The organism is Curtobacterium sp. MCBA15_009, from assembly GCF_001864895.1.
Taxonomy (GTDB): domain Bacteria; phylum Actinomycetota; class Actinomycetes; order Actinomycetales; family Microbacteriaceae; genus Curtobacterium.
In genome coordinates, this window is record NZ_MJGO01000005.1 from 21,606 (window position 1) to 34,076 (window position 12,471).

Below are 12,471 nucleotides of genomic sequence, written 5' to 3' on the forward strand. Positions count from 1 at the left end.
TCAGACCCGCTCGACGTCGACGATGGTCGGCAGCGGGCGGTCGGTGTCCGCGACCCGGGTGATCCGCGCCACCACCGGCTGCATGAGCCGCGACGTCATCACCTTGTCCGCCACGCCCCGTGCGGCCAGCCCGAGTTCGGTCTGCGGGTAGGCGAAGTGCACGATCCCGCGCGGGATGCCCTGCACGTCGTCGACGAGCGGGCGCATCCACTCGTCGAACGCACCGAGCGCCGCGTCGAGTGCCTGCCGGTCGAGCGGACCCGACGACGTGTCGACGCGCGAGAGCGACGCCGCCAGGACGTACCCGCTCGTGAGCGCGAGCGACGCACCGCCGCCACCCATCGGCGTCACGCACCAGGCGGCGTCACCGATCACGCACACACGCCCGCGCCGCCAGGAGGGCATGCGCACCTGGGTGAGCACGTCGAGGTACAGGTCGTCCGACGACGCGAAGCCGTCGAGCACGCGCTCGGACTCCCAGCCGGCGTCCGCGTAGCGCGCACGCAGTCGGCGCACCAGTTCGTCGCGGTCCGTCCCGGTCAGGTCGTCGTCGTCGCCGGCGAACGCCAGGATCGCGCGGGTGGTGCCGTAGGGGTCGGGTCGCAGGTGCACCTGGCGGCCCTCGACGGCGTTGTACCAGCGCCACCGGTCGTCGTCGGCCTCGGTGCGCGGGATGGTGCCGAAGGCCATGGTGACCCCGAGGTCGCGGGTGTCGACGTCGCCGGGCGCACCGAAGACCCGGGCACGGGTCCGGGAGCGCACGCCCTCGGCGACGACGAGCAGGTCCGCGTGGAGCACCCGACCGGCCGAGGTCGTGACGGTCACCCGGCCGGTGGCGAGCCCGCCGTCGTCGACGTCGTCGATCTGCTCGCCGTACACGAACTGCACGCCGGCGGGCAGGGCGTCGAGGATCGTCCGCGCGAAGTCGCCGCGCAGCACCTCGAGCTCGGCGGTCGCACCGTCGGTGCCGTCGGACGGCAGCTCGGCGCGGACGGCGCCGTCGCGGTCGACCAGCACGGTCCCGGTCTCGGTGGTGTTCACGGCGCGGACGGCCTCGACGAGCCCCATCCGCTCGAGCACCTGCCGGGCGACACCACGGACGTCGACGTTCTGGCCGCCGTCGCGGAACCGCGGGGCGCGCTCGACGACCGTGACGGACCACCCGGTCCGCCGGAGCCACCAGGCGGCCGAGAGTCCTGCGATGCTGGCTCCTGAGATCACTGCGTGCGGTGCGGTCATGGTCTGCTCCTGTGCTCGGTCGGGGTCGGCGTGCTGCGGTCGCGTCGCGACCTCCGTGCTTTACAGTAAAGACACTTCACAGTAAAGGTTCCTGGATGCCCGAGATCGACCCGCTCACCACGGCCTGGTCCGACGACGAGGTCGCCGTCATGCACGCGCTGCGCGACTGGGCCGTCACCTTCGACGAGCTGAACCGGCACCTGTCGACCTGGATGCACCTGCCGGTGTCCGACGCGAACGCCCTCGGCCAGGTCGTCTGGGCCGAGCAGGCCGGCGAACCGATCTCGCCGGCGCAGCTCGCACGGCGCATCGGCATGACCTCGGGTGCCACGACCGTGCTCGTCGACCGCCTCGTCACCGCCGGGCACGTCGAGCGACACCGCGAGAGCACCGACCGCCGCCGCGTGACGCTCCGCCCCACCGAGGCGGCCCGCGCCGAGAACGGCCGGTTCCTCGCCTTCGCCGGCACCGAGATCGCCACCGCGCTCGTCGCGACCGACCCGGAGGAGGCACGCCTGGTGACCGCGTTCCTCGCCCGCATGACCGAGGCTGCCGCCACCGCGAACACCCGACTCGTGCAGCACCGGAAGGACCTCGGATCCCGAGCGGTACAGTCGCCCCGAGGGGGATCATGAGTGAGCAGATCGACACGTGGGGCGGCAGCACGCCCGCGAAGGACACCGAACCGCTGTTCGTGACGCGGCGTCCACGGTGGCAGGCGGCGATCCTGCTCGTGCCGGGCTGGGCCGTCATCGCCGTCGCCGTCGTCGTCGCGATTTCCGACGCAACGTCGGGCGGTGCCGACGCGCTGACGTCGGCAGCGATCTCGATGGTCGTCTTCGGTGGCGTCGGCGGTCTGCTCCTGCTCTTCGGCGCCCTCGTCAACGGCTCCCAGGTGCGCGGTCACGACGACCGACTCGAGGTCCGCACCGGACTCGGCCGCTTCCGTCAGGTCGCACCGAAGGACCTGGTGCGCCTGCGCCACGGCTCCCAGCGCACGAACGGCGGCGTCACCTTCATCAGCCTCACCGGCTGGGACGCCCGCCGGAAGAAGCAGTTCATGGTGTTCACCGGCTACCGCGGGTACGCCGAACTGGCCGACTGGCTGGCGGCGAACCGGCCGGAGCAGTGGGCCGAGTGCGTCGCGGTCGGCGTCGAGGACTGACCCCGCCACGTGGCCGCGTCCGGCGCCGTCGTCGCGGTGACCACGGCGTCGCGACCGGACCGGCCAGGAGGCGCGACGTGCGTCGACGACGTCGGTCGCGCCTCCAGGCCGTCACCCACGACGATCACGCAGAGTGACGGACCGACCCCACCGCTCGCTCACCAGGGCACACGTGTGCCGTCCCACGACCAGAGCGCACCGGTGGGGCCGTCGTCCGGCAGGAAGGCGAGCCGGACAGCGCCGAGCGCGGCCTCGGCCGCGTCGCCGCCGGCGGACATGCCACGAACGAGGTTCGTGCGACGGAGCCCGGGCGCCAGGGCGTTGACCTTGACGTCGTCGCCCAGCGTCTGGGCGGTGAGCATCGTCACGGCGTTGACCGCGGTCTTCGAGCTCCGGTACGCCAAGCCAGCACCCCGCGCCTGCTCCCAGTCGAACTGCGGGTTCGGGCTGCTGTTCCAGGCGAGCGATCCCGTGCCGCTGGAGACGTTGACGATCCGCGGGTGGCCGGACCGTCGCAGCGCCGGCAGGAACGCCTGTGTGACGGCGACGAGACCGAAGACGTTGGTCTCGTAGGCGGCACGGAGTTGTCCGAGCGACGTCCCGGTGACGTCGTCACCACCCGGGTTCACACCGGCGTTGTTGACGAGGACGTCCAGCTCGCTCACCCGCTCCGCTGCTGCCGCGACCGACACCGGGTCCGTGACGTCGATCTCGAGGAGGTCCGCGCCGGAGCCGAGTGCTGCACATGCCCGTCGTCCTCGTTCCGCGTCACGGGCCCCGACCCACACGGACACCCCGTGGTCGAGGAGCAGGCGGGCTGTCTCGAACCCGATGCCGCTGTTCGCGCCGGTGACCAGCGCGGTGGTGCCCGGCGCAGGAGCCTGGACCGCGACGGGGAGGCGGGTGATCTCTTCCATGTTCTTCTCCAACTCCAACGATGTGGTTGGAATCGTAACCCCTCGGCGAACGATCTCCAACCGAAGAGTTGGTAACCTGCGTCCGTGGCTTGGGATGTCGAGGGAACACAGCGGCGGCTCCGCGAGGCCGCGCTCGTCGAGTTCGCCGCCAACGGGTACGACGGCACGACCGTCGCGTCCATCGCGGCGCGGTCCGGGGTGAACAAGGAGCGCCTGTACAGCTACTTCGGGGACAAGCGGGCACTCTGGGACGTCGTCCTCACGGCAGAACTCGAACGCCTCGCCGCCGCCGTCGAGCTGACGGGTGTCCGGCTCGACGACGTCGGAGCGTTCGCCGGGGCGACGTACGACTACCACGCGGCCCATCCCGAACTCGGCCGGCTGCTGCAGTGGGAAGGCCTGCAGGACGACCCCCCGGCTCGCGTCGAGGCCCGCACCGCGCACTACCGGGAGAAGGTGGCCCGCTTCGCGGAAGCGCAACGCAGCGGACTGCTCGACCCGGAGCTGGAACCAGCGCACCTCGTGTTCGCGCTGATCGCCCTGGCCGCCTGGTGGCACACGGTGCCACAGCTCGCCGAGATGATCACCGGCGCGGGGCCCACCGACGAGGACGAACGTGCTGCACGTCGCCGCTTCGTGGTCGAGGCCGCGGAACGGATGGCCGCACCGCGGCACCGGTGAACAGCACCCGACGACCGGACACGCCTTCGCTCCGCCTCCAGGATTCGAACCCGGACCTAACGGCACCAAAGGCCGTCGTGCTGCCATTACACCAAGGCGGAACGCACCCGGAGGTGCCCGACCATCCTCCCACGACTGCCGAGGCTGGCCGTCCGCAGCGACGTCGGCCAAGATGGAGGGATGCCACCAGAGGACGAGGTCGACCGCATCGTCACGGCGTGGGGCCGCGAGCGCGGTGACCTCGACTTCGCCCCGTTGCAGGTGCTCTCGCGGGTCGACCGGCTGGCCCGGCACCTCGACCGCGCGCGGCGGGCGGCCTTCGACGCGAGCGGCATGGAGCCGTGGGAGTTCGACGTGCTGTCGGCGCTGCGACGGGCCGGTGAGCCGTACGAGCTGAGCCCGAAGACGCTCCTGCAGCAGACGCTGGTGTCGAGCGGCACGATGACGAACCGGGTCGACCGGCTGACCTCGCGGGGGCTCGTCGCCCGCCGCACCGACCCGCGCGACGGCCGCGGCATCCTCGTGTCGCTGACGGCGGCCGGGCGGACCGCCGTCGACGCCGCCATCGCCGACCTGCTCGGGGCCGAGCGGGACATCCTGGCGGGGGTCTCCGACGACGAGCAGGACCAGCTCGCCGGGTTGCTCCGGCGGCTCATCCTCGGCCTCGGCGACTGAGCCGACCGCTCGGCAGCGTCGAACCGGCTTCACCCGCACGACCGAAGGCGGCTGCCGTGCTTCGGTCGCCGGGTCGATGTGTGCCGTGGTGCACCGGCGGCACGATGATCCCGTGTCCAGACTCCGCGCCCTCGTCCGTCGCCGCCGGTACACCCTCGCGCTCGCGGTGGTGCTCCTCCTGCTCGCGGCCGGCATCACCGCCGCGACCTCGGCGATCGGCGCGCAGCGGCAAACGGCAGCGGCCGAGGAACGCTGCACCGCCGACGGTCTCGCCGCTCGCTGGCACCACGGCGAGCTGTTCCTCGACGCCCGCTCCGCCCGGACCGGCACGACGGTCCTGACCCGCCGGGGTGACGTGCCGACGCAGACGGGCAGCACGATGAAGGTCGTCACGGCGGCCGCCGCGGTGTCCGCCCTCGGACCGGACCACCGGTTCACCACGACGGTGGTCGCCGGCGCGACGCCCGGAGCGGTCGTCCTGGTCGGCGGCGGGGACCCGACGTTGAGTCGTCTGCCCTCGGGTCAGGACAGCGTCTACCCGCACGCCCCGCACCTCGACGACCTGGCCGAGCAGGTGCTGGCCGCCCGCGGTGGGCAGCCCGTCACCTCGGTGCAGGTGGACACCAGCCTGTTCGACGGACCCGCGTGGCACCCGAGCTGGCCGGAGAGCGCCCGCACGAGCGGCAGCGTCTCGAACATCACGTCGCTCATGGTCGACGGCGACCGCGACGACCCGACCGAGTCGTACTCGATGCGGAGCGCCGGAGCGGTCGCCCGCGCGGCGACGGCGTTCGCGGCGCTCCTCGGCCCGGGTGTCAGCGTCGACACGACCTCGGTGGCGGTGCCGGCGGGTGCGCAGGTCCTCGGGTCGGTGCACTCGGCGACGGTCGCGGAGCTCGTCGGCATGCTCCTCACCGACTCGGACGACACCCTCGCCGAGGTGCTCGCCCGACACGTCGCGATCGCCGAGGGCGCGGGTCGGTCCTTCGACGCCGTCCAGGCCGGCAGCACGAAGGCGCTCGTCCGTTACGGAATCCCGACCGCGGGGCTCCGCCTGGTGGACGGCTCGGGCCTCAGCCCGGACAACCGCGTGCCGGCCTCGGCGCTCACCACACTCATGCGCGCCGTCGCCGCGAACCGGGACGGCCTCGCGCCGGTCGACGCCGGGCTCGCCGTCGCCGGTCGGACGGGCACGCTCGGCGAGGACGGCCGGTTCACGGGAGCGGCCGCCGACGCCCGCGGCCACGTGCGCGGCAAGACCGGCACGCTCGACGACATGTACGGGCTCACCGGCGTGACGGACGAGGTCGCCGGGGACCGCATCGTCTTCACGGTCTTCGCCGAGGGGACGAGCGACTCGGACGCACGCAAGGAGATCGATGCCCTCGCCGCGGCGTTGTGGCGCTGCGGCGGACACGCCCCGGCGGCGCGCTAGCCCGCAGCGGCGGCGTCAGCGGCGGCGGCAGCACCTGCGCACAACCCAAGTGATCCCGAACCACGTGATCGCGCGGCGCGGATGCACTTCGGTTGTGCGGAACCGGCACCGACGCGCGCCGGCACCGCCGCCGCGCCGGCGCGCGCCCCCGCAGGCTCAGACCCCGAGCAGCTCCGCGACCTCGAGCCAGCGCTCCTCGAGCTGCTCGACCTCGGCCTCGAGCGCGCCGAGCTTCGTCTGCAGCTCGCCGAGCCCGGCGTAGTCCGACTGGTCGTGCGTCGCGAACTGGTCGAGCAGCTTCTTGCGGTCCGCGCCGACCTTCGCGATCTTGCGGTCGAGCGCCGACATCTCCTTCTCGGCCGTCCGACGGTCCGCACCCGACAAGCCGGAGGCCGCCGCAGCCGACGCGCCGGAACCGGCCACGGCTGCGGACCCGGCCACGGCACCGGCCGAGCCGGTCCCGCCGACGGTGTCGGGCCTCCCGGCAGTCGCGGCGGCAGCCGCAGAAGCGGTCCCGCCACCCGTGCCGGCCTCGCGCAGCCGCATGTACTCGTCGACGCCGCCGGGCAGGTGGCGCAGGTGCCCGCCGAGCACGGCGTACTGCTGGTCGGTGACCCGCTCGAGCAGGTACCGGTCGTGGCTGACGACGAGCAGGGTGCCGGGCCAGGTGTCGAGCAGGTCCTCCATGGCGGCGAGCATGTCGGTGTCGAGGTCGTTGGTGGGCTCGTCGAGGATGAGCACGTTCGGCTCGTCGAGCAGGATGAGCATGAGCTGCAGGCGGCGCTTCTGCCCACCAGACAGGTCCTTCACGGGGGTGGAGAGCTGCTCCGAGGTGAAGCCGAGCCGCTCGAGCAGCTGCGACGGCGTCATCTCCTTGCCGTCGGCGACGTAGCTCGTCTTCTTGCGGGCCACGACCTCGCGCACGCGGTCGTCGGCGAACTGCTGCAGGTCGGCGAGCTGCTGGTCGAGCACCGCGACCTGGACGGTCTTGCCGGTCTTCACCCGCCCGCTCGTCGGCTGCAGCCGGCCGGAGACCAGGTTGAGCAGCGTCGACTTGCCGGCGCCGTTCGGGCCGAGGATGCCGGTCCGCTCCCCCGGCGCGATGCGCCACTCGATGCGGTCGAGGATCTGCGTGCCGTCGAACGAGACGCTCACGTCGAGCAGGTCGACGACGTCCTTGCCGAGGCGCGCGGTCGCCGTCCGGGACAGCGCGACGGTGTCGCGGATCGGCGGGACGTCGTCGATCAGGGCGTTCGCCGCGTCGATGCGGAACTTCGGCTTGCTCGTGCGGGCCGGTGCGCCGCGGCGGAGCCACGCGAGCTCCTTGCGGGCCAGGTTCTGGCGGCGCTGCTCGATCGTGGCGGCCTGCCGGTCACGCTCGACGCGCTGCAGGATGTACGCGGCGTAGCCGCCTTCGAAGGGGTCGACGACACCGTCGTGGACCTCCCACGTGTCGGTCGACACGGCGTCGAGGAACCACCGGTCGTGCGTCACGACGACCATGCCGCCCTGGTTCGACGACCACCGGCGGTTGATGTGCCCGGCGAGCCACTCGATCCCCTCGACGTCGAGGTGGTTGGTCGGCTCGTCCAGGAACAGGACGTCCCAGTCGCCGACCAGCAGCCGCGCGAGTGCCACACGACGACGCTGCCCACCGGACAGGTCGTCGACGCTGACGTCCCACGGGATGTCCGACACCAGGCCGCCGATGATGTCGCGGATCTTCGGGTCACCGGCCCACTCGTGCTCCTCGAGGTCGCCGACGACGGTGCTGCCGACGGTCGCCCCCTCGGGCAGGATGTCGCGCTGGTCCAGGTAGCCGATCGTCAGGCCGCGGCGGTGCGTGACCCGACCGTCGTCCGGCTCGAGGCGCTGGGCCAGCAGTGCGAGGAGCGTCGACTTGCCGTCGCCGTTCCGACCGACCACGCCGATCCGATCACCCTCGTCGATGCCGAGGGTGACGCTGTCGAAGACGACCTTGGTGGGGAACTCGAGATGCAGGTTCTCGGCGCCGAGGAGATGAGCCACCCCTCAAGGGTAGGCGGCGTGGCGGGGTGGTCGGTCCGGTGCTGCGTCCTGCCTGGTCCCGGCGCCGTCCGGCGGCGCGCTGCGGTGTGCTGCGGGTCTGCCGGGAGGCCCGGGTCAGCGCACCGAGGCGGGCTCGGCTCCGGCAGGGGGCTCGGTCTCCTGCAGGAACGCGCGCCACCGCGCACGCGAGCGCAGCGTCGCGACGAGCAGCGCCAGGAGGACCGCCCCGCCGATCGCGAACGCACCGGTGACGACCGACCACTCGGTGGACACCACCCGCGCCAGGATGATCGCGCAGACTCCCCCGACGAGGAACGCCGTGGACGCCGTCGTCCGGAGCTTCCCGGCGGCGACGGCCCGCACCTCGGCCACGCGGTGCGGTGGGCACGGCACCCGTCCCAGCGCCATCCGCCCGATCCACTGCTGCTCGCGGCGAGGGACACCGGCCAGCGGGATCGCGCGTGCGCCGACCGACCGGTTCCGGACCAGGAACACGACCACACCGACGATGATGCACAGCAGCCCGACGAGGTTGCCGGCCAGCCCGACCGCGCCGGGCCAGCCCGCACGGGACTCGCCCTGCACCAGGGCGTCGAGACCACCCCCGGACGCCGACGAAGATGCTCCGGCGAGCAGCCCGGCGCCCGTTCCGATGACGACCGCGGCGACGAGGGAGACGACGAGGACCCGGGTCAGCCGACGCTGGGCCGTCTCGACCGCGGGGTGCGGCCGACCCGCGACGGCGTCGGCCACCAGGTCCCAGGACTCCTCGGAGACGGGCGAGGTCTGCGGTGCAGCGCTCGACACCGGTCAGCTCGCAGCGGGAGCGTCGCCTTCGCCGGCGGCCTCCTTCGCCCGCTTGAGCCGGGCCTGGGCCTCCCAGTACTCGATCTCGCGCTCGAGTTCGGCGAGCTCCTGCTCCGTACCGCTCACCCGCTTGTCGCCGTGGGCGTTCCGGGCGTCGCCGAGGGTGGCGTAGCGGTCCTCGTGCCGCGCGGGCTCGAGGTACCGGCCGTGGTTGCGCTCCCCCGGTGCCCAGTCGTGCCCGATCGCGAACCAGACGATGCTGCCGACGACGGGCACCAGGATCACGAGGATCACCCACGCGATCTTCGGCAGGCCCCGGATCTGGTCGTCGTTCTTCGTCAGGATGTCGATCAGGGCGAAGACCAGCAGGACGACGGTGATGCCGGGCAGCAGGACGCTCATGTTCGTGAGTCTAGAGAGCCGCCGAGGATCCGTGCCACGCCCTCGTCGGGGGGCGGGGTGCGGGCGTTGCGCGCGGAGAGGTGCGGGGTGGTCGGGGTCGGACAGGTGGGCGGGCATCTCGTGAGCAGAAGATGTCGAGTGCGCGGACACCAGGCGACATCTTCTGCTCACCAAGCGAACCGCGCGGCCGCACCGCCACGCACCACCACGTGCTGGTGCGGGGGCGGGCAGGTGGGCGCGCATCTCGTGAGCAGGAAGTGTCGAGTCCCCGGACACCAGGCGACATCTTCTGCTCACCGAACGAAGCGTGCGGCCGCACCACCACGTGCCGACCCCGTGCTGGTGCGGGGGCGGAGGCGGCGGGGGGCATCGAGTGAGCAGAAAGTGTCGAGTCCCCGCACGCCGAGCGACGTCTTCTGCTCACTCGACGTCGCGCGCGCCGCCCTGCGCGCACCCCGTCAGAGCGCCGCCACCCACTCGTCGGTGCCGTCGGTGAAGCGCTGGTGCTTCCAGATCGGCACCCGCTCCTTGACGAGGTCGACCAGTTCCCCGCACGCCGCGAACGCCTGTGCCCGATGCGACGACGCCACCGCCGCGGCGAGCGCGACGTCGCCGATGCCGAGCGCGCCGACGCGGTGCAGCACCGCGACCCGGACGTCGGGGTGCGCGTCCGCGATGGTGCGGGCGACCTCGGCGATGACCTCACCGGCACTCGGGTGCCGTTCGTAGTCGAGGGCGGTGACGCCCTTGCCGCCGTCGTGGTCGCGCACGACGCCCGCGAAGGTGACGACGGCGCCGTCGTGCTCGGTGGCGGCCACGGCCGAGACCTCGTCGACGCTGATCGCCCGGTCGACGACGTCGGCGAGCACGACGCGGTCGACGGGTGCGTCCGGGGCGGCGCTCACGACGCGCTCCGCGGTGCGTGCCCCGCACCGTGCACCTGGGCGAGCACGTGCTCGTGGACGCCGTCGAGCACCGCGAGCCCGTCGGCGACCCCGCCGCGCGACCCGGGCAGTGTGACGACCAGCGCGCCACCGCTGCTGATGCCGGCGACCCCGCGGGTGAGCAGCGCCGTGGGCCCGGCGCCGTCGAGGCCCCGACGACGGATCTCCTCGATGATGCCGGGCAGCTCGAGGTCGAGCAGCGGCGCGACGGCCTCGGGGGTCCGGTCGGTCGGTGTGACCCCGGTGCCCCCGGTCGTGACGACGATGCGGGCACCGGCGTCGAGCGCCGCGGAGACGGTCTCGGCGATGCTGCCCCCGTCCGGCACGATCACGGGTTCGTCGACGGTGAAGGAGCGCTCGCGCAGCCAGGCCGCGATGACCGGACCGGTGCGGTCGAGTGCGGGGTCGGCGGCGGCCTGCGTGGAGACCACCACGACGGCGGCGCGGCCGCGGGTCGGTTCGCCGGTCATCGGTTGCTCCAGTCCCCGGAGCGCCCGCCGTGCTTCTCGAGCACCCGGACGTCCGTGATCGTCGCCGCGCGGTCGACGGCCTTCACCATGTCGTACACGGTCAGGGCGGCGACGCTCGCCCCGGTGAGCGCCTCCATCTCGACGCCGGTGCGCGAGGTGGTGCGGACGGCGACCTCGATGCGCACGCGGTCGTCGGCCCCGGTGATGTCGACCTGCACCCCGGCGATCGGCAGCGGGTGGCAGAGCGGGACGAGGTCCGAGGTCTTCTTGACGGCCATGATCGCGGCGATGCGGGCGGTGCCGATCACCTCGCCCTTGGGCAGGGAGCCGTCGAGGATGCGTGCGACGACGTCGGGACGGGTGACCAGGGTCGCGGTCGCGGTCGCGGAGCGGTCGGTGACGTCCTTCGCGGAGACGTCCACCATGTGGGCGGACCCGTCGGCACGCACGTGGGAGAGTTCGGTCGGGTCGGTCGTCATCGGAGGCTCCAGACGGTCAGTTCGTCGCCCGGTTCGACGGCGTCGACCCCCACCGGGACGTGGACGAGGTGGGTGGCGGCGGCGTGGTGTGCGAGCAGGTGCGAGCCCGGCCCGCCGACGAGGTGCACGAGCCCGTCGGCGACCCGACCCCGGCGCACCTGGTGCTTGCCGGGCGGCGACGCGGCGGCAGCGGCGGCGGGCAGACGCTGTGCGGGTCGCTCGGCCGGCAGTCCGACGAGCGGCGCGAGCAACGGGCGCAGGAAGACCTCGAACGAGACAAGCGCGGACACCGGGTTGCCCGGGAACGACACCACCGGGAGCGGCCGACCGGCGAGCACAACGGTGCCGGACGCCTGCGGACCGCCCGGCTGCATCGCGACCGGGGTGACGGCGAGCCCGCGGGGCTCGAGCGCCTGGCGGACGACCTCGTAGGCGCCGGCACTGATGCCCCCGGTCGTGAGCACGAGGTCGGCCCAGCTGCCCACCGCGGCGTCGAGCGCCCCGACGAAGGACGGCACGTCGTCGGGCACGCGGACGGCGCGGGACCCGGCACCGACCTCGGCGAGCGCCGCCCGGAGCGCGGTGCCGTTCGCGTCGCCGATCGTCGCCGCGTCGACGTCGGCGCCCTGCAGCTCGGAGCCGGTCGACACGACGAGCACCCGCAGCGGCCGTCGGACCGACACGGTCGACACCCCGGCCGAGGCGAGCGCGCCGAGCAGCGCCGGTGTGACCACCGCACCGGCCGGAGCGAGCTCGGCGCCGGTCGCCAGGTCGCTGCCGGTCGTCCGGACGAAGGTGCCGGCGGTCAGGTCGCCCGGCACGGTCACCTGCGGCAGGTCGAGTGCCGCGGGGAACGCACCGGGCCCGGTGGCCTCGACCGGGAACACCGCGTCGGCGCCGGTCGGGATCCGCGCCCCGGTCATGATCGGCGCGGCCGTCCCGGGCGCGAGCGGCTCGGGCACCACGCCGGCCGGGATCGGCTCGACGACCCGGACCGTGTCCCCGGCGTCGGCGGCGCGCACCGCGAAGCCGTCCATCTGGCTGTTGTCGAACGGTGGCAGCGGCACAGGCGACACGACGGGTGCCGCGAGCACACGCCACCCGGCGCCTGCGCTGCTGCCGGCGGCGAGCTCGTCGACCGCGCACTGCTCTGCGCCGAGTCCCGCCAGGACCGGCGCGAGCAACGCCGCCAGGTCGTCACGGTGCTGACCGATCGTTCGCACGGGTGC

General features: G+C 73.3%; 14 protein-coding genes and 1 tRNA gene. 5 read left to right on the forward strand and 10 right to left on the reverse strand.

The genetic code is table 11. The features are described from left to right. Entirely contained in the window at positions 1-1,239 is a 1,239-nt protein-coding gene (locus BIU97_RS02160; RefSeq protein ID WP_071296961.1) for an FAD-dependent monooxygenase, read from the reverse strand. A gap of 95 nt (positions 1,240-1,334) precedes the next feature. Here BIU97_RS02160 and BIU97_RS02165 point away from each other — a divergent pair, with 95 nt between their 5' ends. Both BIU97_RS02165 and BIU97_RS02170 read left to right on the forward strand, forming a co-directional pair. Further along, the gene (locus BIU97_RS02165) at positions 1,335-1,874 is read left to right on the forward strand and encodes a MarR family winged helix-turn-helix transcriptional regulator (protein WP_071296962.1); all 540 of its coding nucleotides are present in this window, start codon (positions 1,335-1,337) and stop codon (positions 1,872-1,874) included. Further along, on the forward strand, positions 1,871-2,404 hold the full coding sequence (locus BIU97_RS02170) for a hypothetical protein (protein ID WP_071296963.1): 534 nt from the start codon (positions 1,871-1,873) through the stop codon (positions 2,402-2,404). The genes BIU97_RS02165 and BIU97_RS02170 overlap by 4 nt, the downstream gene beginning before the upstream one ends. Before the next feature lie 158 nt (positions 2,405-2,562). On the opposite strand, the gene BIU97_RS02175 is transcribed toward BIU97_RS02170, so the two are convergent. Next, positions 2,563-3,321: an SDR family NAD(P)-dependent oxidoreductase gene (locus BIU97_RS02175; RefSeq protein WP_071296964.1), complete on the reverse strand. Its 759-nt coding sequence runs from the start codon at positions 3,319-3,321 to the stop codon at positions 2,563-2,565. Between the two features lie 84 nt (positions 3,322-3,405). Between BIU97_RS02175 and BIU97_RS02180 the strand changes: the two genes are divergently transcribed. Further along, positions 3,406-4,002 carry a TetR family transcriptional regulator gene (locus BIU97_RS02180; protein ID WP_071253680.1) on the forward strand — a complete coding sequence of 199 codons (597 nt, stop codon included), beginning with the start codon at positions 3,406-3,408 and terminating at the stop codon, positions 4,000-4,002. Between the two features lie 29 nt (positions 4,003-4,031). On the opposite strand, the gene BIU97_RS02185 is transcribed toward BIU97_RS02180, so the two are convergent. Continuing rightward, positions 4,032-4,103 (reverse strand) — tRNA-Gln (locus BIU97_RS02185). A gap of 79 nt (positions 4,104-4,182) precedes the next feature. Here BIU97_RS02185 and BIU97_RS02190 point away from each other — a divergent pair. Next, positions 4,183-4,677 carry a MarR family winged helix-turn-helix transcriptional regulator gene (locus tag BIU97_RS02190; RefSeq protein ID WP_071253678.1) on the forward strand — a complete coding sequence of 165 codons (495 nt, stop codon included), beginning with the start codon at positions 4,183-4,185 and terminating at the stop codon, positions 4,675-4,677. A 112-nt stretch (positions 4,678-4,789) separates the two neighbouring features. Beyond that, positions 4,790-6,112 carry a D-alanyl-D-alanine carboxypeptidase/D-alanyl-D-alanine endopeptidase gene (dacB, locus tag BIU97_RS02195; RefSeq protein ID WP_071253676.1) on the forward strand — a complete coding sequence of 441 codons (1,323 nt, stop codon included), beginning with the start codon at positions 4,790-4,792 and terminating at the stop codon, positions 6,110-6,112. A 156-nt stretch (positions 6,113-6,268) separates the two neighbouring features. Here the strand turns inward: dacB and BIU97_RS02200 are convergent, their stop codons facing one another. From BIU97_RS02200 to BIU97_RS02230, 7 genes are all read right to left on the reverse strand, one after another. After that, the gene (locus BIU97_RS02200; RefSeq protein ID WP_071253673.1) at positions 6,269-8,140 is read right to left on the reverse strand and encodes an ABC-F family ATP-binding cassette domain-containing protein; all 1,872 of its coding nucleotides are present in this window, start codon (positions 8,138-8,140) and stop codon (positions 6,269-6,271) included. Positions 8,141-8,254: 114 nt separating this feature from the next. Further along, complete coding sequence (locus BIU97_RS02205; protein ID WP_071296965.1) at positions 8,255-8,947, reverse strand: hypothetical protein; 693 nt, start codon at positions 8,945-8,947, stop codon at positions 8,255-8,257. Between the two features lie 3 nt (positions 8,948-8,950). Continuing rightward, positions 8,951-9,349, reverse strand: coding sequence for a PLDc N-terminal domain-containing protein (locus BIU97_RS17870; RefSeq protein ID WP_071253669.1), 399 nt, complete (start codon positions 9,347-9,349; stop codon positions 8,951-8,953). 458 nt (positions 9,350-9,807) lie between these two features. After that, a complete protein-coding gene (locus tag BIU97_RS17875) occupies positions 9,808-10,254 on the reverse strand; it encodes a molybdenum cofactor biosynthesis protein MoaE (RefSeq protein WP_071253668.1) in 447 nt (148 codons plus the stop codon). Next, positions 10,251-10,763: a MogA/MoaB family molybdenum cofactor biosynthesis protein gene (locus tag BIU97_RS17880; protein ID WP_071253666.1), complete on the reverse strand. Its 513-nt coding sequence runs from the start codon at positions 10,761-10,763 to the stop codon at positions 10,251-10,253. Before BIU97_RS17880 ends, BIU97_RS17875 begins: the two co-directional genes overlap by 4 nt. After that, the gene (gene moaC, locus BIU97_RS02225; protein ID WP_071253664.1) at positions 10,760-11,242 is read right to left on the reverse strand and encodes a cyclic pyranopterin monophosphate synthase MoaC; all 483 of its coding nucleotides are present in this window, start codon (positions 11,240-11,242) and stop codon (positions 10,760-10,762) included. The genes BIU97_RS17880 and moaC overlap by 4 nt, the downstream gene beginning before the upstream one ends. Continuing rightward, positions 11,239-12,465, reverse strand: coding sequence for a molybdopterin molybdotransferase MoeA (locus BIU97_RS02230; protein WP_071253662.1), 1,227 nt, complete (start codon positions 12,463-12,465; stop codon positions 11,239-11,241). The genes moaC and BIU97_RS02230 overlap by 4 nt, the downstream gene beginning before the upstream one ends. Positions 12,466-12,471 lie beyond the last annotated feature (6 nt).

Coding starts and splice junctions, on each gene's coding strand:
- BIU97_RS02160 (WP_071296961.1), bottom strand. CDS start 1,239: ATGACCGCACCGCACGCAGTGATCTCAGGAGCCAGCATCGCAGGACTC.
- BIU97_RS02165 (WP_071296962.1), top strand. CDS start 1,335: ATGCCCGAGATCGACCCGCTCACCACGGCCTGGTCCGACGACGAGGTC.
- BIU97_RS02170 (WP_071296963.1), top strand. CDS start 1,871: ATGAGTGAGCAGATCGACACGTGGGGCGGCAGCACGCCCGCGAAGGAC.
- BIU97_RS02175 (WP_071296964.1), bottom strand. CDS start 3,321: ATGGAAGAGATCACCCGCCTCCCCGTCGCGGTCCAGGCTCCTGCGCCG.
- BIU97_RS02190 (WP_071253678.1), top strand. CDS start 4,183: ATGCCACCAGAGGACGAGGTCGACCGCATCGTCACGGCGTGGGGCCGC.
- BIU97_RS17870 (WP_071253669.1), bottom strand. CDS start 9,349: ATGAGCGTCCTGCTGCCCGGCATCACCGTCGTCCTGCTGGTCTTCGCC.
- BIU97_RS17880 (WP_071253666.1), bottom strand. CDS start 10,763: ATGACCGGCGAACCGACCCGCGGCCGCGCCGCCGTCGTGGTGGTCTCC.
- moaC (WP_071253664.1), bottom strand. CDS start 11,242: ATGACGACCGACCCGACCGAACTCTCCCACGTGCGTGCCGACGGGTCC.